This window comes from Dolichospermum heterosporum TAC447 (assembly GCF_024584745.1).
In the GTDB taxonomy this organism is placed as follows: Bacteria; Cyanobacteriota; Cyanobacteriia; order Cyanobacteriales; family Nostocaceae; genus Dolichospermum; species Dolichospermum heterosporum.
On record NZ_CP099464.1, the window covers coordinates 5,033,199 to 5,056,377 of the forward strand.

Here is a 23,179-nt window from a genome sequence, read left to right on the forward strand (position 1 = left end):
TTAAGTTTCAAATTAGTTAGTCTCTACGAATTTCACGTTTTGTTAAACCAGCGTCTACCTCCCTTTTCATGATATGGTCAGTGGTGGTTATGGTATCGGTGATACTTGGACGTTTTGGAAAATCGTAAAATTCTTCAATCAATTTTCGAGATGATGGTTTAGTAGTCATTGTTCCTCCTTGATTGAATAATTAAGAATGGCGTTTGGATACTTGTGAAGTCGAGAGAATGGATAGTACCACTCTCTCTTTAAGTTTCAAATTGGTTAGTCTTTCTTTTTATTATCTTTGGCACTGTTGACCGCTTTAGAGACAGCAGCAACACCAGAACTTGCTGTCACTGCCGTTCCAAGCACTTTAGCTTCTGTCTTATAACCATTAGCGGATAGATTGCCTGTTGCTCCAGCAGTTGCGCCAGCAGCAGCACCAAATTTAGCACCAGCAATAGCACCAGCCATTGCTGCACCTGCTTTCGCACCTATGACTCCTCCCATAGGACCAGCAATTGCTGTACCAACAACAGCACCTTTTATTGCGCCAGTAACAGCAGCTTCGACGGCAGAGGGTTTTTGACCACCGTTAGAACTTGTTGAAGCATTTGAGCTACTGTTGTTCGAGGGATTCTGAGAGCGTTCAAACGCATCAATCATTCCAGTACCAGGCATAATTACTTTCCTCTTAGTAGTTAGTAGAGAATGTTTCTGTTTCCATGACGCAATATTGACACATGGTTCTAGTGATTTTCGAGGATATTTCGGACGGATATTTCGGATATTTCGGATATTTCGGATATTTCGGACTCATTATCTGTCAGTGACGATTTGGGCAGACAGGAACAGGGGTTGCGGGGAAAGTCACCTTGCAGAATTTGGTATTAACTTAAAGTAAAAATCCTACACAGCAAGGACACTAGACTGCAATCAGCCGATCCAGAAGCTCATTTTGTTTCGCCTTACTTTTGGTTTGGTAGCCCAGAATTGTGGTATCCTAACAGGAAAATTTTGTCAAATATTTATTGACTGACTCTCAGTCCACAGTCTGGTGAGTTAATTCGACTTTTATGAGTGTAGGGCGACAAGCCATGCTTATACCCCTTACTATGAGGGTTCAGGCAACTCTATTGCCACTAAACTGTATTCTGCTATACTTTTTAACTCAAAAGTCAGGAGATCCGTAAAATCAAGTTTGTGTAGTAATTTTCTTAAAAGGAGCAACAATCAACTATGTGCAAAATTGCAGCAAGGAATCTAACACGATTGAAAGAACTGAAGAGTAACATTCCCAATCCCAGAAATGAAGATAGGGAAATTAATTTTATAGACATGGCTGCTGAAATCAAAGCTGCTAAAATCGGGCAGATTAACGAAAAAAAGATAAGAGAATTTTTTGGTGGTAAACCAATTGAGAACTACTATGTTGAAAGAATCTGTAAATTCTTAAAGGTAGATGTTACCGACATTGTTGATCCAGAAGAATGGAATAGACTGCAAAATTCCGTTAATCCTCATAACCCAGCAGAAGAACTTAAAAGACATATTCCTGAACAGACTTTCAAGAATATTGTTGATGACAAGACAAGGGAATTTGTCGGAAGGGAATATATCTATGATCAAATTGACGAATATTTGAACGATGAGAGTTTTCCTTCAGGCTATATCATTCTTAAAGGTGAGCCTGGTATTGGTAAAACAGCATTGATGGCAAATTTAGTGAACGAGAGAGAATGGATTCATCATTTTGTCACTGAAGGAACTGATTCAACCGAAAGTTTTTTGGCTAGTATTTGTTCTCAACTGATTGTTAAATATGAATTACCTTATTCAAAATTGCCTGAATGTCAACCAGAACAAAGAATACTTACTTACAGAAATTTTATAGATGAAGATCTATTGCCACAAGCAATAGAAAAAGTGAAAGATAACAAAGAAGATAACACAGTAGTTATTTTAGTGGATGCTTTAGATGAAGCAAAGAGAAGTCCGTTAGATGGGGAGCTTAATATTCTTGGTTTGCCTAAAGCCTTACCTCAAGGTGTGTTTTTCATTGTTACTTCCCGTGAAGCAGACGATCAGAATTTCTATATGAATAATAATAAACGAATAGATATCAAGGATGATGATGAAGATAATCTCAACGATGTTCGGCTATATGTCGAGAGTTACTTAAATGATCCTGGTGTAAGGCAACAAATCGAGAAATGGCAGGTTAGTGATGCTGATTTTGTCGAAAAGATCAAGAATTATTAAATCAAGCCTTAAACGAGATTCGTGCAATTACTTACCACAAAGATAAAACTGAACACTTGGTAGAATTAGCTTTAAACTTTACCCATTTAGTTCCTGAAGCCTTAGAATGTGTTAAAAGACAAAAAGAAGAAATTTGGCGCAATCAAAATTTAGATAAGCTAATACCTGTAGCTAGTGCTGACCTTTTAGATGAGATATTGGTTACAGCAAGAGCTATAAATGACGATCACTTAGCTTTTTTAACTGTTATCAAAAATTTGATTGTTCATGCGCCACAAGAATTTACGCCTGAAATTTTTGATTTATTTTCTACTCTTTATGAAGATTCAGATAGACAAGAAGCTATTTGTTTATTCTGTCCTTATCTACCGATTGATTTATTTCCTCTTTTCTTAAATGAGATTGATAAAATCCATGATGAATATTATAAATGCCAAGCTTTGAACGAAGTTATTATTTCTTTAAAGGGTCAAATATTACCCAAATATCTCACAGAAATTTTATTGATTGTTCGCTCATTTAAGAAGCCTAAGTTTAGAGCAAAGTTACTGAGAAAAATTGCCAACTTTGCCCCTGATATTTGGAGTGAAGCTGTTCAAGATGTTCGCCTAATTGAAAACGTTTATGAGAAAGTCAAAGCTCTGACTGAATTTTTATCATTTTCTCCTAGTCTGCGTCAAGAAATGTTAGAGATTGCGTTAAATATTGAGGATAGGGTTAAACGCGCTCTTGTTTTGGTTGAACTTGTCCCTTATGAGCGGAGCAATCAGCTAATAAATAACATTTTTGAGATCATTAATGATATCTCAGATTTGTACAGCAAAGAGCGAGTTTTGGAAAAATTATTACCCTATTTATCAAAATCTGTTCGTCAGCAATTACTTCCAAACGTTTTAGAGTTAACCTTACTCAACAAAGATAACAAAGCCGTAATTAATATAGGTATAGTATTGCCTTATCTGTCTAGCAATCTGTTTGAACAGCTTCTTGATGATTTAGAACAGAGAAATTTTACTGATGATTCAGAGAAGAAAAACTTTATAATGAAACTTAATGTTGGAACTTTTGCAGAATATGTTCCAGAAAAGCTAATGATTAGAACTTTGAAGGTATTTTCTGAAAATGGACGAGAACGAGTAGCCTACGAAAAAATTTCCCCACGCCTACCAGAAACTTTCAAGTCAGAAGCCCTTGACATTGCTTTGGGTATAAAAAAACAATATATAAAAACAGAAGTTCTTAAAATTTTAGCCCGTGTTTTACCTGAAAACTTAATCTTAAGAACTCTAGAAGCAGTTGCATCTATGGAAGGAATTTCACAGGAAGAATGTGCATTGCTTTGTAGCTCTATTGTTCCTGAGATAGTAAGCAATCATGCAGAATATTTCTATTATCTATGGAGAGCAAGAATCTCTTCTTATTCTTATAATCGTCAATCTTTATTGGAAGAAATTAACAATTTAATACCCATAATGAAACAGCTTTGGGGTGATGAGGTAATCACAGAGGCAATACAGACTGTGAAATGGGTTTTATATACTTTTCCATAGCTTTAAGGTGTTGGAATAGATCAACATTTACGCCCGAATTACAGTAATTCTATACTGATTTTCCGTCACCACCACCTCAGTTGATAACCTTTCTTCCATTGGCAAGGCATTTTTCCGCCTATCAAAGATAAATAACCAACCAAAATCTAAACCCAAACGCCCTAAATAAGATTCTAATTGTTCAATTCCATCAGCTTGCGGATCGCGTTTTTTATCCCGCCATACTTTTAATTCAATCCCTAAAATTACATCTTTATACTGTAAACATAAATCCATTCTATCGCTACCAATTGCATATTCCCTTTCTAAAACTCCTCCACCATTAACCACACGATGTAAAAAAGCCATTAATACTATATGCGGTGCGATTTCATGATATCCTGTACTACCTAATAACGGTTCTCCATGTTGTCGCCAAAATTTGAGAAATGCTGTTAATAAAGCATCTATATTTAATTCACCTTCTGGGGTTAACCAAGTTGGTGCAATCATTGGTAAAGAAGCCATTGGTGTTACTGTTAATACCCTGGGTAATACTTCCCGATAAATGGGATTAGCAATAGTTAAACCTCCGTAGGGGTGCATTTTACATAATCCCAAATCAATCACAAATTGAATATCATCGTTGGGTATATCCCCCAATTCTAAACCTGCTAACATCGGCTCAATAATTGCTTTTATCCTTGGTTCTCGTAAGCGTTCAGCTAAACTATCTAAATGAGTATCTTGACGAGCAATTAATATTTCCTTTGCTTTTAAAATATGTTCTTTTGTAATAGCAATATTTCTATGTTTAACCATTTTTTCCACAACTTCTTTAGCTAAAGCATTCACTAACCAAGGTTGTCCCTGGGTTAAGTTAAAAGCTGTTGCAGTTGCTTCTGGTGTGAAAATTTGTCCTGTTGCTGCTGTATGTTGTTGATAGAGTTCTACAACTTCCTCAGCATTAAAATTTCTCAGAGTAATAGAACTGACTTTAATATTAAAAGGACTGGATGTATTTAATCTGTCACCACCACCAGATGCTACTTTATAATCTCGCACATCCCTTAAACCAATTAATCCCACAGATGTCGGAAAATTTTCGGGACGATTGGGAAAACCATCTCTTAATTGACGTAAAATTGAAATTAGAGTTTGGTCTTGCAAAGAATCAATTTCATCAATCAATATTACCAAAGGTCGGGGTGAAGCTTTTGCCCAACCTTGTAAAAAAGCCTTAATTCTGTTTCCTGGTTCTTCCTGTTGCCATTGTTTTACAGGTGGTTGTAGTTCTTTGGGTAAACGTATGGAAATATTATCATACCAAGTTCCCAAAATCGCTAATTCTGCCGCACCTGGGTCATGATTAAATGCACTTCCCACCTCTACTGATACCATGACTGCTGCATAACGTCCTGTAGCGGTAAGTTGCTGTGCTAGGGCTAACATTGCCGTAGTTTTCCCTGTTTGTCGTGGTGCATGAAGGACAAAATAACTTTCTTGTTCAATCAGCATTGATAGGTCAGGAAGACGACTTGTGGCTGAGATGGTATAGTGTTTTTCGAGTTTACATGGACCTGCAATATTAAACCAGCGAGACATAGGATTTTGGCAGTTAGCGAACTCTTTAAGTTTAGACGATTTTCGGGTTGGGGCGGGTCAGGAAGGCTTCAGTTTAAATCATGACCTGTTGGTGGTGATAGATCCATTACTTCGGTAAACCGGGAATATTGCACCTCATCAGTTGGGGGAAAGTGTGCGGAAATACCCATTAAACCGACTTTGATATCCTCAAAGAAAATCACACCACCTATTCGTCCGCTGGCTTGGAATGGGCCATGGAAAAATTGATGCCGGGGAATATGGATAAGGAGAAAATTGGTAATTCTGACGTTTTGACCAAATAGTTGTTGACAGGTTGTTTTGACAACTGCATCTATATATGGATTCTGGACAGGTTGACCCAATTTGATGAATTTGGGATGATCCCCAAAATGATCCATGTAATATGTCCAGATGTTAGACAAGTCTTTGTCTTCAGTGAGGATTTGCTTGAGTTCCTGCCATCGTTTGAAATTCATAATGGGTAAGAAGATTAAAAGAGGATGGGTGCATTAGATTATTCTTTGCGTACTAAAAATTTACCACAGTTATGTGATAGCGAAGCGCGACCTACAGCAATTTCCAATCATATAAGTACATCTTAGCCCCTCATCGCTTGCGGGGAGGGGGTTGGGGGTGGGGTTCTTGTTCCGGGTTTGATGACAATTTGCTGTAGGAGTTGCTTCCAGTGCGCTGAAGGCATCGCTAATCTAGAGTTAGGGAAAAATTAGGTAATATTTGAGAAAACCAAATAACTTTTGGCAGAGAAAAATAAATGGATTTACTGCTTGCTATCTTTGGTTATGGCATATAGCTGGGGGTAGATTTATCGTCTAATTTAAGGAAAAGCCAGGGAATAATCAGACCTATCCTCAGAAATCCTGACTATATCAGCGATTCCCCAATTTATTACCATATAACTGCTGTGCGGCCATTGTCCACCTAATAAAGCGTAAATTTCTACCGGTTTACTAGAAATTGTAATACCGATTTCATAGGATTTACCTGTGAACGCAGCAAAGCGCCGACAAGCTTCATCATAAAAGTGACTACGGCGATAATTTTTATTAGTTAAATCAATGGCAAACAAGCCATAAAAGTAGCGAGGAATACTTTGGATTGTTTCGACAATTTGCCCTAAGTTTCTGGCTAAAATAGCATTTCTGGGAACTTCTGTTCCCCAAGCTGTATCTAAAGCCCAAGATGCAGAACTGAGGTGAGAACCGCCACAAATTCCACAAATTCTAGGAGTAACAATTAACCCCGCTTGAGGATCTTTACCGCGTAAAATTATTTCAAACCCGCGAAAAAGTTCGGCATGAGTCCAAGCGTTTGTCACATATCCATTTTCAATTTCGACGCGCACATCTAAATCACCCTCGACTCTACCAACGGGTGAAATATCTAAAGTTTGAATTGGCATATTTGTCCTTTATTAGTTATTAGTTACACGACCTCTCCCCTAACCCCTCTCCTACAAGGAGAGGGAAATAATTGACTCCCCCTTCCAGCTAACAAAAGTTTTTCCGCTTCCCTCCCCTTGTAGGGGAGGGTCAGGGAGGGGTAGGGAAGGGGGTTGGGGGGTTAGGTCTTTTTTCATGACTAAACGGTAAAAAAGTCTTCGTCTGCCCATTTTGGGGCTGCGTCTTTTGCCACAACGGTGAGGACTGCGTAATCTTTCATATTGACTCCGGGGGGTATTTCTTTGGGAACTCCCATGACAGTTTGGGTTTTAAAGACTGTTCCGGGTTGGAGGTCAAAAAAGGGAAATTCCGGTTCTGTACAGCCTAAACAGGGCATTCCGGCGCGGGTTTTGGAGGAGACGCGGTTCCAGAGAATGCGGTTACAGGAAGAACGGGTCATGGGTCCACGACAACCTAAGTCGTAAAATAGACAACCTTTGCGTTGTCCAAATTCAGCGGTTGTGGCTTTGTAGGCAAAGTGAATGTTGCGGGTACAACCTGTTTGGGTGAAGGTGTTGAAGAAGGTTTGGGGACGGTGTAGTTCATCGAGAACTATATCATCAATTCGACCAGTGGCGATCGCTACTAATATCTGCGTTATCCAGTCGGGGTGTGTAGGACAACCGGGAATATTAATCACAGGTAAGCCAGCTTGACTGACAAAATCTTTACCTAAAAAACCGCCTTCTTCCCGTTTGAGAAATTGCAATCCTTTGGAGTCACTGGGGTTGGGCGACATAGCGGGAATTCCTCCCCACGTCGCACAGTCTCCCACAGCCACAATAAATTTCGCCACTTTGGCTAAATCGTCTAACCAATCTTTCATGGGACGGTCGGCAAATCGGTTCCATTCTCCTGTACCATTAGGGGCGTTAACTACGCTACCTTCAAATACCAAAATATCCAGAGAGGTCTTCCCGGAAATGCAGTCCCATAACAGGGTTTGGACATTTTCACCTAATTCTACTCCCAAGGAAGGATGCCAAAGTATTTTAATACCGAAATCAGCAATTAAATCACAAGCTGTAGGTTCTTCGGCATTAAGAAATGACATGGTGTTACCCGAACAAGCACCACCTTGTAACCAGAGTACATTAGTCATTAGCTATTTATTTTTAGATGTGTTAATAATGCACAATTGAAGAGATTCTATAGGGGGATAATTTCCCCTTCTGCAAAGGATTTACTTGTAGAGAACGACCTATTGATCAATATTCATTATTTTAAACTAAGATGTTATTTAAAGCAATTAACTTTTTTTAAATAAAACTTAAGAATTAGCATTATGAGATATTATAGTAAATAAAATATATAAGGTTAAGATTATATATGTCAGCATTAATCAACGGTATCTGAGAGTATTTCCCCCACCTTTAAAGTTTTTCCTCCTACTGTTACCTCATCATCATCAACTAATTTCCGTCCTCTCCGTGTTTCAACTATCCCATTAACTTTAACCTCACCATCAACAATCATCCATTTAGCTTGACCTCCAGTAGAGGATATGCCCGAAAACTTCAAAAACTGGTCGAGTTTAATCATTTGCTTTTACCAACTAATTAAAAAGTATCATCTATAGCAATATATCAGAATTTAGGATTTTGGCAACAAATTAAATTCTTGCAAAGCCGGTAAAAAGTTTTTATTCTCATGACTAGGACGACTGAGTTTAATTAAGGCAAACCGTTGTAAGATAGTTAGGCTTTTCCATGCCTCAATTGTAATTATCACACCTATTTCTTGAGCTTTTTCGTGGACACTGTGAGGAATAGTGGTAACATCTACCCATGCTGGATTAGCTTCAATTGGTAATTCAGCCACAGGTTTACCAGTCAGTTGCAATACCAACTCTTGAATATAATGTCTATAATCATGAATTTGAATATCTGTATCACAAGGTAATGTCATTAAATTTTGACGTGATTCTTGATTCATCAGATTCCATTGGGCTAATTTCAGCTTAATACCGCAAGTATCTAGTTTATAGCGCACTTGCATAGGAATACAACGCCAAGAATCAATAAAATCCGCTTCAAATTCAAAAAATTCTGTCATAAAATTGGTGATAATTATAAAATATAGATTTATATAGCAATCCTAAACAAGATGTATTCATGTAACGTGCCGTAGGCATACATTTCTCCTTTTCTCTTCCTCTGTGATCTCTGTGCCTCTGTGGTTCGTTAAAAATATTATAAATGATTTATGAGAAAATACAGTTAATTTTTATTAAATAGAATCCAAATATTATGAATATTGATTCCCGGTATGATGTTACGACTCTTGTTTTAGCAGGTGGTAAAAGCACTCGCATGGGTAGAGATAAAGCCTTAATTCCCATAGGCGGTGTACCCATGTTGCAATTAATTTGTAGTATTGCAGAAGCTTGTACTGATAAAGTTTATATCGTCACTCCTTGGCCAGAACGTTATCAAAAATTGCTCACACCTAACAGTAAATTTATTCCAGAAGTTCCTTTACCTGAGGAAACTGGAAATGAACCTCGAACACATGGACCACTTGTAGGTTTTATGCAAGGGTTAGCAGCAGTGGACACAAATTGGGTTCTGTTATTAGCTTGTGATTTACCAAATTTGCGACTAGAAATATTACAAGATTGGATATCTCAATTAGAGACAATTCCAGACCATAAAATAGCGGCTTTGGTACAAAATAATCAAATTTGGCAACCTTTATGTGGTTTTTATCGCCGTCGTTGTTTACCGGAATTAATTCAGTATATTGCACAAGGTGGACGTTCTTTTCAGCAGTGGTTAAGGTCTGAGAATGTCGAAGTATTGCCTTTGGAAGATCCCGAAATGCTATTTAATTTTAATAGTGCTGTGTAAGTATTTATTTAGGCTCACTATAGTTAGTTTTTGGTAAATAAAATAATTGGTAAAATAGTGATACTAAAATCAGTTAATGCGGTGATAACTGAGTTGTAACTATTATGAATATGCGTAATTTCTCTCTAGGATTTTTAGAATAAATTGCTTTATAGTAAGAATAATTGACTCAATTTCCCAACCGATTAGAATCAGCCAATTATGATATCTAGTATTACAGATTTAGCAGTAAAAGCTGCTATTGCATCCATATCTTCCGAGTCAGCAACAACAGCAGAAAAAATCCAAATGCTGATAGAAATTGGCACAGGCTTTCAAAAAAAGCCGAAAACAGCCCAAGATTTACACAATGCAATCGGGCTATTTGAGCGTGCATATCAGATGTGTGGCGGGGAGGATCTTTTACTGAAGGCACGGGCTAAGGTGGGCATTGCAGGGACATTACAGATGATTCCTGATGGGGATTCCCAACTTCTGCAACAAGCACGGGCAGATTATGAAGAAGCTTTGCCCATTTTACAACAATTGGCAACGGCGGAGGAAGTAGCCGCAGTGCAGATGAATTTGGGATTGGTTTTACAATCTCTTGTTCCCGACAATTTAGCCCGGATAACTGAGAGTATTCATGCTTATCATGAGGCTTTGCGGGTGTTTACTTGGGAAGATTACCCCCAAGAATATGCGATTTTGTATAATAACATAGCGATCGCCTATCTTTCCATGCCCATGTCATCGGCACAAGAATCTTTACGTCAAGGTTTAGCAGTTCAATCCTTTGAAATTGCCCTCAAGCATATTAACATAATTGACCATCCTAGAGAGTATGCAATGTTGCAAAATAATTTAGGAAATGCCTTACAATATCTAGTGAGTTCCCATCCTGTAGAAAATAATTTACGCGCTGTCTTAGCCTATGATGAAGCTTTAAAAGTGCGTAATCTTCAAGATACACCGTTAGAATATGCTAATACAATTTCTAACAAAGCTAACCTCCTCTTCAACTTACCCGATGACCTCGAAAAACCAGAATTAGGGAATCCCCAAAATCTCTTAAAAGCAGAAGAATACTATCAAGAAGCTTGGCGAATATTTACAGAACATAAGCAATTAGAACAAGCCGAAATAGTAGCCAAAGCCCTACAAGATTTAACCGCAGAAATCCAGGCATTTGCCTTAAATTAACCCCAAAATAGGAGAATGACTATGTTTGATTTAGTTAATGATCCAGGATTTGTCAAATTCTTGCATAGTTTAAATACAGAATTAAATCTCACCACAGGATTTACTTGGTTAATCATCGCAGCAATTTTATCAATGATTGGTGGTGCAATTGGCGGAATTATCCTTGCGGGTAAAGATATAGGATATCAATTTGCAGCCACAATTGGTAGTTTATTTGCACCAGCAGGAGTAATTCCTGCGGTAATTTTAGGGTTATTTATCCTGAATTTATTAGCCAATCATTAGGAGCATATATGTTAGAATTAAGTTGGTTTTCTGTTAAGTTATTTTTCAAGGGTAAACTATTCCGTGACCCCATATATTTTCTGCGTCAAACTATTATTGCTAGTGGTATTGGCACGGTTATATTAGTATTATTAGCACAAGCATCAATTCCTCTTTGTATTCCCATTAGTGTAGCTAGTTTAACGACAGGTGCAATTATGCCCTTTCTCTTGCAAGATTTTAAAATGAAATGAGGTTTTAACAATCTCTCTAAATAAATCCGTAGGGGCGCAGGGCCTGCGCCCTAAACTAATTTCAAAATAACCAATAGACATCTCCGAAAATTAAATATGCGTGACATAAAACCCCTGTAGAGACGTTCCATGGAACGTCTCTACAATCTTTACCGGAGATGTCTAATTAACCCCAGATAAACCCATAAAAATAATGAATAATCTTGAAGAATTGATTACAGATATCAATCGGTTTGAAGCGATTATTGCTAACTGGGATGAAAGTCAACGTTGTGTAGCTGTGGGGTTACAAAGAGCAATTGAATCTCTACATAAAGCAGCACTAACTAATTTAATTAAAAGTCTTAAACAAGAAAATATATTAGCCTTACGTCATGCTGTAGATGATGAAATTGTTTATGCAGTTTTGTTATATCACGATTTAGTTAAACCGCCATTATCAGAACGTATCCAAACAGCATTAGCAGAAATTCGTCCCAGCTTACAAAGTCCACCTCAGAATGAATTTTGATAGCCTGCGTGGCGAAGCCATGGCTAATATCAAAAGTCAGCTTTAGCTGACTATACTCAAAACGGCTAGAAGCTGGACTTTTTTATCATACAAAGAACAAGGTTCAAAGCCTCTCCAGTATTAAATATTATTCCTTTTCCCTCTCCTCTTAGGAGAGGGTTAGGGAGAGGTGCAAAGGAGAGGTTTACCAGAGGGGTTTCATATTTGGTTAATCTTCCACATCAAACCATACAGGAGAAATATCATCAACCTGTCCATTATAATTAATAGTAATTTCCTGACCTTCCCGAATATATTTATAAGCAACAATATCAATGATATTTTTCGCAAAATTCTTAATATAAACCGCATTGGGATGATAAGAATGATTAAAAAGAGAAGCAAAACCTAAACCTATTGCCCCGCTTTCTCCATGCCAACCAAAATAATAATTTAATAACACCGTCTTAGTAATTAACTTAACTTGCTGTTTAGGAATAATAATCACAGGGGATGTTTCAATTAAATCTCCTTTAGCAAACTCTTGCTGGGCAAATATACCTCTACCTTTAGTCTCTGTATCACGAAATACTAGCATATAGCAATTCTGTCATGGATAAGAATGATTTTTGACTAGCCATTACAGATAAACGCAGAGAAAATAAATATCAGATCCCCGACTTCTGAACATTGCTTGATAGTTTATAAACATGATTACAAAAGAAGTCGGGGATCTTGGCTGCTATAGCTACTATAAGGTCAATGATCAAAGATGTAGTCATAATTTCCGTAAATTTTAATTTTCTGTGCGAAGTTGATAATATTCATGTTATTATAAATATCCCATGCTAACTATCATTGGTTGTGGCAATCTGAATCGGAATGATGATGCTGTTGGCGTAATTATTGCCCAACGTTTACAGCAACATCTCGCCCAAAATCCTCACCCCAACATCCGCGTTTTTGATTGTGGAACTGCGGGAATGGAAGTGATGTTTCAAGCGAGAGGTAGCGAAAGATTAATTATTCTTGATGCTAGTTGCACAGGTTCAGAGGCAGGTGCTATATTTAGAGTCCCAGGGAATGAACTAGAAGCACTGCCCGAACCCAGTTACAACTTACATGATTTTCGTTGGGATCATGCCTTGGCTGCTGGGAGAAAAATCTTCTTAGATGATTTTCCCCAAGAGGTGACAGTCTATTTAATTGAAGCTGAAAATCTGGATTTTGGACTGGAATTAAGTCCTATTGTGCAACGTTCTGCTGATTTAGTTTTTGCCGAACTAATTATAATTATCCAACAGAATGTGATGGCTTAATCAACAATCTCAAATCCTCAATTACATCAGATCCAATCACGATAAACTGGCAACTCATCTACTCTCATTTCAAAGGGTACAGTTTGAATGTCGGGAGGACAAACCCGGATTTTGGCACTACTAACAATGCCATAAAGAACATTTGCCATAGGGACAATTTGTTGCAAAATTTGCCAGTTAGTAACTTGGTCAGGGCATTCAATTACTAAAGTCAAAATACTCGCGTGAGTTGTGGTATACCAACGACAATTAGACAACAAACTATGAATAATGCGATCGCATCCTTCATAAAAGTATTTGCTAATTGAATGTTCCAGTTGTTGCCGAAGCATAATATCTGCTGATGTTGGCTGTATAGGGTGCTTATCATCAGCATGGAATTGAGGTTCTGTTGTCGCCATTTCCCGTTATTTTCCTATTTATTTACCAATTGCCATTGCGTACAAGATGTCCTTATTGGTTTCTAGAAAGGACTGGGTTTCATCATCATAGAAAGCACCAATACCACTCCAATCTATTCCCCAATAGTTGCTAAATAAATACACTCCCTGTCCGACAAATCCGGCTAATTGCATAGCAGTTTGATAACTCAAATAATCGGACACAAAAAACTCTCGTCACAGCACAATCTCTAGCCATAGCTTGATTGATGTACAAATAACCTGTTTTTTCCCGAAAGTTACCTGCTTTAATGAGATGTGTATTTTTATATAACCCTGGTGAAATTCCCTCGATATCATGCACCACTGAGTAAATTTCTATTTCCTCAAAATTCTCTGTTGGGATTGGTTGTTGAACTGCTTACAAAATTTGCCAATAGATATTTTGAGGAATAGACTGCTTTTGAAAACGCCTAAGAGGTTGTTTGAAAAGTATCAGATGAAACCCATAATCTCCAAAAACCTAACCCCCCTGCCCCCCTTCCCTACCAGGGAATGGGGTTTTCAAAGCCTCTCCCCGCGTCGGGGAGAGGTTTGGAGAGGGGTCAATTTATACATTCAAAACTTTTCAAACACCCTCTAATAGAACGCCTATTCCAAACGTTCATCTTCAACACATTGATTAACTGGAAAATCGTCAGTACCACAGCCAAAAAGAACAGGTAGTCTTAAAGGTCTGACTGATTTTTATGGTACTTCTTGGCGATATCGCACAACTAGTAATAAACTCCTTATTCTCAAATTCTAAATCTGCATTGAGAATAAGTTTATCAAAATCAAAACATAGTTGTGTGTTGTTTTCATGAAGATATGCCAAAGCAGCGATAGCACCCAAATGGTGTCCGCTATCCAACAAACAATATCTAAAACTCCTGTCTTGATATTTCCAGCTAGACCTATGATAAACACAACTAACTAAAAAAATGAATCCGTTGATACTTTTATTTAGTCAATACCTTGTCCATTTTCTGCTTTGTTGGGTTAATTTTACCCAAACGATAAAATAATTAAATTTATCCACCTGACTACAATTTAAACTGTTAAATAGTAGATATGGGAAATCCCGAATATTCCAGAACAAATGGGATTAATTACCTATTATGCAAAATCATACGAATAGATTTTCATGGTTTGATGTAACAGATGATGTTAAAGAATTATTGATCTTAGCAGCACAGAATTGGGAAAACACCGAAGAATCTACAAAATATATGCAGCAAGCGTTAGCTAAAACAGAAGATAACACAGATGTTTTAGTTGCAGCTTATAGATATTTTTACTACAAAAATAATTATGTCTTAGCACTGACAACAGCAGAGAAAATAACCGCTAGAATAAAAAAAGCGGAAAGTCTACCTGATAATTGGCAAGAACTTAAACCTATCCTAGTTAACCGTCACCAAGAACCCGAAATCAGATTGTACTTAACTGCTTATGCTGCTTCAGGTTTGGTATTAGCTAAACTAGGAAAGATAGAACAAGCGAAAGAAATCAGTACCAGAATAAAAAGTATTGATCAAAAAAATGATTTTGGTGCTGGTATTCTTCTCGATATTTTAACTCGTCCACCAGAAGAAGACGATTAAATATGAAGATAGGGAAAACTCCTTACAAATGACAACTACAAGCAATCAACAAATTACGAATCATGAATAATTGGTTATCTTTCAACTCAAATTCCCAGCTAATATCGTCATTTTCTACCCAGAATACTGTGATTCTACCAGGAATGCCTACATCTCCCTTGACTCCTGTAACTAAAATGCCTCAAACATCTCCTCCTATAATTTTTTTACCTAATTCTGCACAGTCAATATTTTAAAATTTATGCAAGGTCAGGATTTATTTGTTGCTGAAAATGGAGAATATCAAGTTTGTAAATCAGCAAGATCATGGGATTTATTGCGTGATAATTATCGTCTCTATCGCTTTTTAACTGAAGTCGAAGACGTTCTCAAAAATGTCGAAGATGAATCAACACGACTACCAGAAATTAGAATGTTGGTAAGACGATTAATGATAAATTCCTATTGGGTACAAAGTCAATCTTTACAACCTGATCCAAAAACGGGAATCTCTGTTTTACTATTATATGATGAATTAGGATTTCCTTTAACTGTACAAACAGTAACATTTGCACCGGGAACAACTTCTACTATTCATAATCATGGAACATGGGGAATAGTGGCAATCTTAAAAGGTCAGGAGAAAAATACATTTTGGAAACGTAGTTATCACCCAGAATTTCCTGATAAAATTGAAAAAACAGGAGAAATAAATTTATCCCCCGGTGATATTGTGAGTTTTACACCGCAAACAATACATCAAGTTCAAGCCATTGGTGAAGAACCAACAGTAACATTTAATATTTATGGAGAAACTAACCCAAAACAGAGATTTGAATTTGATGTAACTAACCACATTGCTAAAAGATTTTAAAAGTAGTAGCAAAAAAAGAAATAACAGATTATGCTGATAAATATTAGAGAAAGTAAGATCCCCGACTTCTTTTTAGATATTGTCAATAAATGAATAATTCATGCTAGAAGTCGGGAATCAAGGAATTAGCTATCAATCAAAATAATCATCTTCCATCTGCGTTTATCTGCGTTTATCTGCGGTTAATTATTTCCTATCCAAACATCCAACCATAACCTTATAGGAGAGACAGCAATGGCTAGAGTAATTTTCTATGAAAAACCAGGCTGTAAAGGTGGTATAAAGCAAAAAGTTTTGCTAACAGCCGCAGGTCATGAAGTAGTAGTATATAACCTATTAACAGAACCTTGGACAGTGGAAAAATTGCGGTCATTTTTTGGCGATCGCCCTGTCAGTGAATGGTTCAATAAAGCTGCGCCTAGTGTAAAATCAGGAGAGGTGAATCCTGAAAACATCACCGCTGAAAATGCCTTGGTCATGATGCTGAGAGATCCCTTATTAATCCGTCGTCCCTTGATCCAAGTAGGGGATAAAAGAGAAGTAGGTTTTGATGTTGAGAAAATTGACGCATGGATAGGCTTAAAAGCTGTAGATGAGTCTTTAAAACAAATGAGTGAACACCTCATGCAGCAGAATCTCCAAGGCTGCACTCATGGAAATAATCACGACCACCATCATGGTAAAGGTGGTTGTAAAAATCACTGATAATGACATGAGGTATTAAAAAATCTCTACCCGCTTCTTTCTTAGTTATCAAAGTTATTCAGAGAAAAAAGGCGGGTAAAAACAATAATTTATCGGTGTTGCTGATTAAGGGTATGAATTTTAGTCTCACGCAAAGGCGCAAAGGCGCAAAGGTAAGAGTTTTAAAGGTTAAATTTGGGAATTTTATACCTCAATTCAATATGGCTACGCCACGCAGGCTATCAGCAACACCATTTATCTATAATCCTGTGTTTGAATGTCCCGTAATCTCGCTGCATCACGCATACCATAATCAGTGCGAGTAAAGCGATTTAGCTGCATTTCAAAAAATTCCCGATTTGCTTGTAAATGCTTGGGATTTTCATCATCTAAGGGATACAAAAGGGCAGTCCTTAAAGCTTGAATTACCGCTGATGTGACATTGTACATTGAACGTTGAAAAGTGACCCCCAATTGAATCAAAATATCCTCTTCTCCTCGACAATATTCTTGATAATAATCAATAAGATATTGAGGCAAAAAGTGTAACATATCTTGCATCAATAATGTAGGGGGAATACCTGCTGTACCAACGGGAAAGACATCAGCGTAAAGAATGCCATAATGGAAGTCTTTTTGATCTTCTGGAACTTGTCCTGCTTGAGCATTATAAGACTTTGTACCTCTAAATGGTGCTGTGCGATAAAAAACAGCTTCTACATAGGGTAATGCGGCTTCATATAACCAGGTAAAACCTTTAGATTTGGGGATGATTTCATAACATTCACCATCAATATAAACATGATGATAAATGGGACGACCGGCGATCGCAAATATGCCATTTACGAGAAAGTTCATGGCATCAGGTACACCTTGGAAACCACCTTCATCATAAATATCTGACATTTCAAAAAATACTGGTGCCATGACTTCCCAGAAAAGTCCGAGATTAGAATAATAGGACATCATCCGGCACTGTTCCAAAAACATATCGGGAAACAGTTTATAAAGTCCTAACATCAGGGGATTTTTCCGAAAATAAGCTTTAATGGCTTTATCAGCATTAGTTTTATATTCTTCGGAATCTAAATAGGCATCAAATTGATTAACTGGTGCATACATTTTACGATGCCATAACATAGCTTGCATACAAGCTTCCGCAAATTCCATGTTGATTCTGTCATGGAATAAATGATGGAAAATTTTTGGCATTTTGGTGGTTTCACCTTTTTCCATAAATGCCAAAAGTTCTGGGTGTGCAGTGGCTATACCTCGCCAAATTCTTAAATCAGCATCATCACCTGCATAGTGATTATGTAAGTCTAAATATTCTTGGGGTAAGAAATATTTAAAAGCTGGCAAAGGATCTAAAAATACTCTTTCGGCAATGTACAATAAGTCCCGCCAGTAGAAATCCATCGGTACAGCATAAGCTTTATAAATACCGATAATTTGCATGAGGTTTTCTGGAGTATCTGGCAACATTGAACCGCCAGCTTCTAAGCGATGAATAATTTCTGCAAATTCGTGTTTTGAAGGTGGGATTTTTGTATTTGGTTTAGCTGGAGTTTGTACCATAATATTTTTGTTTTGGGTTTATTTGTTGGCTTCCACACCCGCCTGGAACTTAAGTTCCAGGCTAATAGCTAAAGTTTACTAAAGTAAACTAGGGATTTTCTCGTTCCCATACTCTGTGTGGGAATTAATTCTAGAAGGCTCTGCCTTCAATAATATTAGAATTAGAGGCAGAGCCTCTGTGATAGCATTCCCATTCGGAGACTGGGAACGAGATATTGATCATAACTACTTCAAGGCAATTACGGTTTTTGCGGTGGTGGGAACTGCCGCTACCATAGCGGTAGTTGTGGTTTCACTCCAACGCACTAACCAAATTGGTTGTACTCCTAAAAAGATGATTAAGGATGCCAAAATTAGCGCGGGGACTTTTTCATTCCATAATACTCTGGGATAGTAAGCTAGGTTATTTTGCAGTTTGCCAAAACAGGTACGGTTGAGAAGAATAACAAAATAAACTGCGGTTAAACCAGATGCTACTACACATAAAATTGTGGAAATTGGAAAGCTGGAAAAACTGCCTTGAAAGGAAATAAATTCGGCAATAAAACCTGTTAAACCGGGGATACCAGCACTAGCCATGCCACCTAAAACCAGTAAAGCACTAATTAATGGTAAACCGCGAATAGGACTCATTAAACCATTCAGTTTGTCTAATTCTCTTGTACCAACTTTGGTTTCAATAACTCCGACTAAATGGAAGAGAATAGCGAGAATAATTCCATGACTAAACATTTGAGAAACTGCACCAACTAAGGCTAAGGGTGTGGCTGCTGCTGCTGCTAGTAAAATATACCCCATGTGTCCGATAGAACTATATGCTACCATGCGTTTGATGTCTTTTTGTGATATCGCTACAACTGCGCCATAAATCGCGCTAATTGCCCCCCAAATTGCTAAATTTGGGGCGATAATCTGCCAAGTTTGAGGAAACATTCCCAAGCCAAATCGTAATAATCCATAAGTTCCCAGTTTCGCTAAGACTCCACCTAGCAAAATAGCGATAGGTGTGGAAGCTTCAACATAAGCATCTGGTAGCCAAGTATGGAAAGGAATTAATGGAATCTTGATACCAAAACCTAAAACTATTCCTGCTAATAATACTAATTGCATTCCCGCAGAAATGTTTTGAGTCGCCACAGCATCAAAGGCAAAACTATGAGAACCAGTTAACCATACCATGCCTAAAAAGGTGGCTAAAATTAAAGCCCCAGAAATTGCCGTGTAAATCAGGAATTTCATGCCTGCATAAGCTCGTTTTTCTCCTCCCCAAATAGAAATTAGTAAATAAAAGGGAATTAATTCCAATTCATAGAAGAGGAAGAACAAAAGCAAATTTTCTGATAAGAAAGCACCAGCAACGCCACCACTAACAAACAAAATCAGGGAATAAAATAACCGAGGACGTTCTGTATCTTTACTGCTGCTATAAATAGCAATCCAAGTGAGTAAGCTATTTAACACCAACATTAATACTGATAGTCCATCAACTCCTAATTGATAATTCAAACCTAATGTTTCATTCCAAGGTAGATATTCTGTAAACTGCATCCCTGGATTGCTGATATCAAATTTTAACAAAATGAAAATATTCCACAGCAAAACTAAACCTGTGACGATTAAAGATACTAACCGAATCTGACTCGCAGGAACATTTTTTGCTGGATAAAAACCGATGATTATAGCGGCTATAATTGGTAGCCAAATTAAAACACTCAACATATTTATTAATTGGTAGTTGGTAATTGGTAATTGGTAATTGGTAGTTGGTAATATAGTGGTTCTCCCTTGAGTGAGATACAAGAACCCCATCCCCAATCCCCTCCAATATCAAAAGTTTATCCTTTTCTTCTTTTCTTCCCCCCCGGTGCGGGGGGTGCGAGGATGGGGCTATGATGTATCTCATTCAAGTGCTTCTGCGAGAAAGGTGCTTGTTAATCACTGGATTATTCCTAATCTGATTTAGATGGTATATTATCATTTTAGATTATTATCAGCAATCTAAATCATAGATAGTTAGAAAATTAAATCCATGAGTTGAATCCCCCAGAAAGGCCATGTTACCCAAGCACCTAAAATACCAACTCCTAAAAGCACTGTTAAGGCATAAGATTGAGTTTGCCCATTGTTACTATATTTCAAGCCTTCACCACCTAAAAGAGAAAATAAACCCACAAAATTGACGATACCATCTATTACAAATCTGTCCAGCATATCGGCAAATTTAGAAAGTTGGGCAACGCCGAAAATAATGGTAACTTTGTAAATTTGAGGGGTGTAAAAATCGTAAGCAAATAGGTTTTGTAAACCTTGCCAGGGTAAACGAATTGGTTTGGGAATGTTGCCTAAATAGATGATGCTACTAATACTACAACCGAAGATACTAGACCAAATTAATAGCAGGGCTACGTCTTTATTTAATGTTGCCCAGACGGGAAGTAATGATAAACTTTGTAAAACTAAAGGTAGATGCAAAACAAAGCCAGATAAAACCATCATTGGTAAAACCATCAACCATAAAGCTTCGGGAGAACGTTCACTCATTTGTTTGGGTTTACCACCAAAGATTAAAGCAAATTCTCTAGTTAAACTAAATGCAGTTAAGGCATTAACCACAATAACTATTCCTACTAAAATCGGATGTGTTCCCCATAAACCATCAGCTAATTTAAACAATGCCCAAAAACTACCTAAAGGGGGAAAACCAATTAAACCCAATGTACCGATAATAAATGCTATCCCAGACATGGGGCGGCGTGACCATAATCCACCGAGTTGGGTAACATCTTGGGTGACACTGTTCCAAACAATTCCCCCCGTACTCATAACTAATAATGCAGCGGACAAGGCATGGGTGATGACTAATAATAATGCGGTTTCATCCTGCTGTGTGCCTACAGCAATAAATATCAAGCCCATGTAAACACTGACAGAATAGGATAAACAGCGTTTAATGTCAATTTGAGCGATCGCAATTAACGCCCCACCAATCGCTGTCACCGCCCCAATCGCCACTATCGTCGAAGATGCCACAGGTGATAAACTAAACACAGGTTGCAATTTAATTAATACCCATGCCCCACTGGCAACCACCACCGAACTCCGCAAAATTGTACTGGGAACAGGTCCCTCCATCGCCTCATCTAACCACAAGTGCAAAGGAAACTGGGCGCATTTACCCATAGGTCCAGCTATTAACCCCAAGCACACTAAAGTAATAATTGTCGGGTCAACATTCGCCGTAGTCGCCCATGCAGCTAACTCTGTATAATTCCAAGTCCCTGAAAGTGTCCACAGTCCCAAGACACCCATTAATAAAAATAAGTCTCCCACCCGTTTGGTCAAAAAAGCATCTCGCGCCCCGGTGACTACTAAGGGCTGACTAAACCACAAACCTACTAATAGGTAAGTTCCCAAAGTCAGGATTTCCAGAATTACATAACTGAAAAATAAATCGTTACACAAAACTAAGGCACAAAGACCAGCTTCAAATAATCCCAATAAGGAAAAGAAGCGTCCCCAACCCCAGTCCATTTCCATATAACCAATGGCATATATCTGCGCCAGCAAGTTCAAGCCGGTAATAATAATTAACGCCCCTACGTTGACGGCAGAAATTTCTAAATTAATGGTTAGTTGTAACCCTGCTGTAGATAGCCAAGGAATAAATACTTCTTTAGCTGGATGATTCCAAATAACAAAGAAAGCAAAGACGGCATGGAAAAAGGAGACAAAGGTCATTACTATGTTGACATATCCCGCTGGTCGAGGACCTGTTTTGCGAATGATCCCCGGAGACCAGGGTATGGCTAAAAGCCCGCCTATCAAAGCATAAACCGGAATCAGCCACACAGTGTCTAGCAAATACTGAGCCATTCAATTACCTCTATAGTTTGCAGCAAAAATTAAAGAAAATACACCAACTACTGAGTCTAGTGATCACAGATAAGGGAAATTTATCTTTATTTAATATTATTAGAAATAGCTTACCGTTATCTGTGCCAAAAATAAATTATTTAATTAGATAAATCCACGATACCTTTTGTAAAGAATTCTTATATTTCAAAGCATTGAATTATTAAATAGTAACTATTATTTTAACTCTATGGATTGTATTTTTCTATAGTATGGGGGCGGCATTTTCCACCCCATCACTTTTACACTTTAGCAATTATGTCAAGGTGGAAATTAGGGAAATTACTTTCCGTAATGATCACCGGTTGGCTGAGTTGGCTAATGGGCGCTGGTTTCATATCCCGGTAATCAATAATCTGGACAACAATTAGGTATGCGATCGCCAAAAGTATAGAAATTGCCCCTGTAATAATTGCAACTATCTGAGAACGCTTCATGGGTGTTTCCTGTAAATTAAGTTATTGAGAGACTTCTATATCTAGATTGGCATAAACTCTGAGATCAGTTTCATTTGCCAAAATATATCCAAAACTGATAAGATAACGAGAATGACCGTATATAAGTAATCGGACAAAATTAATTACACAAAAATCCGGGCTGAAATCCTTGACTGGCAAAGAATTGGTAAATAACCAATATGTAATTAATTCTGTCCAGGTACTTATCACTAAATTAATAAATTAATATGTTTAATTTAAAAGGGATCAAAGCGATAGCGTTCAGCAGTCCACAGAAATCGCATAACTAATGTAATGTTTTCTTACATGACAAAATTAGCTAAAACTATATATTTGTCTAATCCAGTTTATGCGCGAATAATTACATAAACATATCATACTAATTGAATTATGGATAAGCATATTAAACAGATAATTAAAGAAAATCTCAAAAAATCAATTAGGAATTTTTTCAAAGGTAAGAAAATAG

Annotated in this window: 24 protein-coding genes and 3 pseudogenes; 11 read left to right on the plus strand and 16 right to left on the minus strand. The window is 37.5% G+C overall.

Annotated features, from left to right (window positions below; genetic code table 11):
* Positions 1-16: 16 nt before the first annotated feature.
* Both NG743_RS22900 and NG743_RS22905 read right to left on the minus strand, forming a co-directional pair.
* A complete protein-coding gene (locus NG743_RS22900) occupies positions 17-169 on the minus strand; it encodes a hypothetical protein (protein WP_257120962.1) in 153 nt (50 codons plus the stop codon).
* 95 nt (positions 170-264) lie between these two features.
* Positions 265-663, minus strand: a complete 399-nt coding sequence (locus NG743_RS22905) for a hypothetical protein (protein WP_257120963.1) — start codon at positions 661-663, stop codon at positions 265-267.
* A gap of 558 nt (positions 664-1,221) precedes the next feature.
* Between NG743_RS22905 and NG743_RS22910 the strand changes: the two genes are divergently transcribed.
* Positions 1,222-2,244: an ATP-binding protein gene (locus NG743_RS22910; protein ID WP_257120964.1), complete on the plus strand. Its 1,023-nt coding sequence runs from the start codon at positions 1,222-1,224 to the stop codon at positions 2,242-2,244.
* A gap of 56 nt (positions 2,245-2,300) precedes the next feature.
* Entirely contained in the window at positions 2,301-3,794 is a 1,494-nt protein-coding gene (locus NG743_RS22915) for a hypothetical protein (RefSeq protein ID WP_257120965.1), read from the plus strand.
* A gap of 27 nt (positions 3,795-3,821) precedes the next feature.
* On the opposite strand, the gene NG743_RS22920 is transcribed toward NG743_RS22915, so the two are convergent.
* The 6 genes and pseudogenes from NG743_RS22920 to NG743_RS22945 all read right to left on the minus strand — a co-directional run bounded on the left by NG743_RS22920 (position 3,822) and on the right by NG743_RS22945 (position 8,896).
* Positions 3,822-5,378, minus strand: a complete 1,557-nt coding sequence (locus NG743_RS22920) for an ATP-binding protein (protein ID WP_257120966.1) — start codon at positions 5,376-5,378, stop codon at positions 3,822-3,824.
* 68 nt (positions 5,379-5,446) lie between these two features.
* Positions 5,447-5,857 carry a hypothetical protein gene (locus NG743_RS22925; protein ID WP_027401678.1) on the minus strand — a complete coding sequence of 137 codons (411 nt, stop codon included), beginning with the start codon at positions 5,855-5,857 and terminating at the stop codon, positions 5,447-5,449.
* Positions 5,858-6,288: 431 nt separating this feature from the next.
* Positions 6,289-6,801, minus strand: a pseudogene (locus tag NG743_RS22930) (nickel-dependent hydrogenase large subunit); the annotation flags it as partial.
* Between the two features lie 179 nt (positions 6,802-6,980).
* The gene (locus tag NG743_RS22935; protein WP_027401676.1) at positions 6,981-7,943 is read right to left on the minus strand and encodes a hydrogenase small subunit; all 963 of its coding nucleotides are present in this window, start codon (positions 7,941-7,943) and stop codon (positions 6,981-6,983) included.
* Between the two features lie 236 nt (positions 7,944-8,179).
* On the minus strand, positions 8,180-8,383 hold the full coding sequence (locus tag NG743_RS22940; protein ID WP_027401675.1) for an RNA-binding S4 domain-containing protein: 204 nt from the start codon (positions 8,381-8,383) through the stop codon (positions 8,180-8,182).
* A gap of 51 nt (positions 8,384-8,434) precedes the next feature.
* A complete protein-coding gene (locus tag NG743_RS22945) occupies positions 8,435-8,896 on the minus strand; it encodes a nitrate reductase associated protein (protein WP_027401674.1) in 462 nt (153 codons plus the stop codon).
* A gap of 194 nt (positions 8,897-9,090) precedes the next feature.
* Here NG743_RS22945 and NG743_RS22950 point away from each other — a divergent pair, with 194 nt between their 5' ends.
* The 5 genes and pseudogenes from NG743_RS22950 to NG743_RS22970 all read left to right on the plus strand — a co-directional run.
* On the plus strand, positions 9,091-9,690 hold the full coding sequence (locus NG743_RS22950) for a molybdenum cofactor guanylyltransferase (RefSeq protein ID WP_027401673.1): 600 nt from the start codon (positions 9,091-9,093) through the stop codon (positions 9,688-9,690).
* A gap of 201 nt (positions 9,691-9,891) precedes the next feature.
* Positions 9,892-10,872, plus strand: a complete 981-nt coding sequence (locus NG743_RS22955) for a hypothetical protein (RefSeq protein WP_257120967.1) — start codon at positions 9,892-9,894, stop codon at positions 10,870-10,872.
* A 21-nt stretch (positions 10,873-10,893) separates the two neighbouring features.
* Positions 10,894-11,157 (plus strand): asr0689 family protein, encoded by a 264-nt coding sequence (locus NG743_RS22960; RefSeq protein ID WP_027401671.1) that lies wholly within the window; start codon positions 10,894-10,896, stop codon positions 11,155-11,157.
* Between the two features lie 8 nt (positions 11,158-11,165).
* On the plus strand, positions 11,166-11,390 hold the full coding sequence (locus NG743_RS22965) for a hypothetical protein (protein WP_027401670.1): 225 nt from the start codon (positions 11,166-11,168) through the stop codon (positions 11,388-11,390).
* A 193-nt stretch (positions 11,391-11,583) separates the two neighbouring features.
* Positions 11,584-11,880 (plus strand): annotated as a pseudogene (locus NG743_RS22970) (NifU-related iron-sulfur-binding protein); the annotation flags it as partial.
* Positions 11,881-12,109: 229 nt separating this feature from the next.
* On the opposite strand, the gene NG743_RS22975 reads toward NG743_RS22970, so the two are convergent.
* Complete coding sequence (locus NG743_RS22975) at positions 12,110-12,478, minus strand: SET domain-containing protein (RefSeq protein ID WP_027401669.1); 369 nt, start codon at positions 12,476-12,478, stop codon at positions 12,110-12,112.
* 247 nt (positions 12,479-12,725) lie between these two features.
* Between NG743_RS22975 and NG743_RS22980 the strand changes: the two genes are divergently transcribed.
* Entirely contained in the window at positions 12,726-13,199 is a 474-nt protein-coding gene (locus NG743_RS22980; protein WP_027401668.1) for a hydrogenase maturation protease, read from the plus strand.
* A 26-nt stretch (positions 13,200-13,225) separates the two neighbouring features.
* On the opposite strand, the gene NG743_RS22985 is transcribed toward NG743_RS22980, so the two are convergent.
* Positions 13,226-13,600, minus strand: a complete 375-nt coding sequence (locus tag NG743_RS22985; protein WP_039201154.1) for a hypothetical protein — start codon at positions 13,598-13,600, stop codon at positions 13,226-13,228.
* An 18-nt stretch (positions 13,601-13,618) separates the two neighbouring features.
* Positions 13,619-14,582 (minus strand): annotated as a pseudogene (locus tag NG743_RS27020) (nitroreductase family protein); the annotation flags it as partial.
* A 157-nt stretch (positions 14,583-14,739) separates the two neighbouring features.
* Here NG743_RS27020 and NG743_RS23000 point away from each other — a divergent pair.
* The 3 genes from NG743_RS23000 to NG743_RS23010 all read left to right on the plus strand — a co-directional run bounded on the left by NG743_RS23000 (position 14,740) and on the right by NG743_RS23010 (position 16,783).
* Positions 14,740-15,225, plus strand: coding sequence for a hypothetical protein (locus NG743_RS23000; protein ID WP_027401665.1), 486 nt, complete (start codon positions 14,740-14,742; stop codon positions 15,223-15,225).
* A gap of 241 nt (positions 15,226-15,466) precedes the next feature.
* Positions 15,467-16,078, plus strand: a complete 612-nt coding sequence (locus NG743_RS23005; RefSeq protein WP_027401664.1) for a cysteine dioxygenase family protein — start codon at positions 15,467-15,469, stop codon at positions 16,076-16,078.
* A gap of 234 nt (positions 16,079-16,312) precedes the next feature.
* Entirely contained in the window at positions 16,313-16,783 is a 471-nt protein-coding gene (locus NG743_RS23010) for an ArsC/Spx/MgsR family protein (RefSeq protein ID WP_027401663.1), read from the plus strand.
* A 234-nt stretch (positions 16,784-17,017) separates the two neighbouring features.
* Here the strand turns inward: NG743_RS23010 and NG743_RS23015 are convergent, their stop codons facing one another.
* The 5 genes from NG743_RS23015 to NG743_RS23035 form a co-directional block, all read right to left on the minus strand.
* The gene (locus NG743_RS23015; protein WP_039201152.1) at positions 17,018-18,340 is read right to left on the minus strand and encodes a CO2 hydration protein; all 1,323 of its coding nucleotides are present in this window, start codon (positions 18,338-18,340) and stop codon (positions 17,018-17,020) included.
* 225 nt (positions 18,341-18,565) lie between these two features.
* The gene (locus NG743_RS23020; RefSeq protein ID WP_027401661.1) at positions 18,566-20,059 is read right to left on the minus strand and encodes an NADH-quinone oxidoreductase subunit M; all 1,494 of its coding nucleotides are present in this window, start codon (positions 20,057-20,059) and stop codon (positions 18,566-18,568) included.
* 294 nt (positions 20,060-20,353) lie between these two features.
* Positions 20,354-22,213, minus strand: a complete 1,860-nt coding sequence (locus NG743_RS23025; RefSeq protein ID WP_027401660.1) for an NAD(P)H-quinone oxidoreductase subunit F — start codon at positions 22,211-22,213, stop codon at positions 20,354-20,356.
* A 281-nt stretch (positions 22,214-22,494) separates the two neighbouring features.
* The gene (locus NG743_RS23030; protein WP_027401659.1) at positions 22,495-22,689 is read right to left on the minus strand and encodes a hypothetical protein; all 195 of its coding nucleotides are present in this window, start codon (positions 22,687-22,689) and stop codon (positions 22,495-22,497) included.
* A 21-nt stretch (positions 22,690-22,710) separates the two neighbouring features.
* Complete coding sequence (locus NG743_RS23035; RefSeq protein WP_152540426.1) at positions 22,711-22,920, minus strand: hypothetical protein; 210 nt, start codon at positions 22,918-22,920, stop codon at positions 22,711-22,713.
* Positions 22,921-23,179 lie beyond the last annotated feature (259 nt).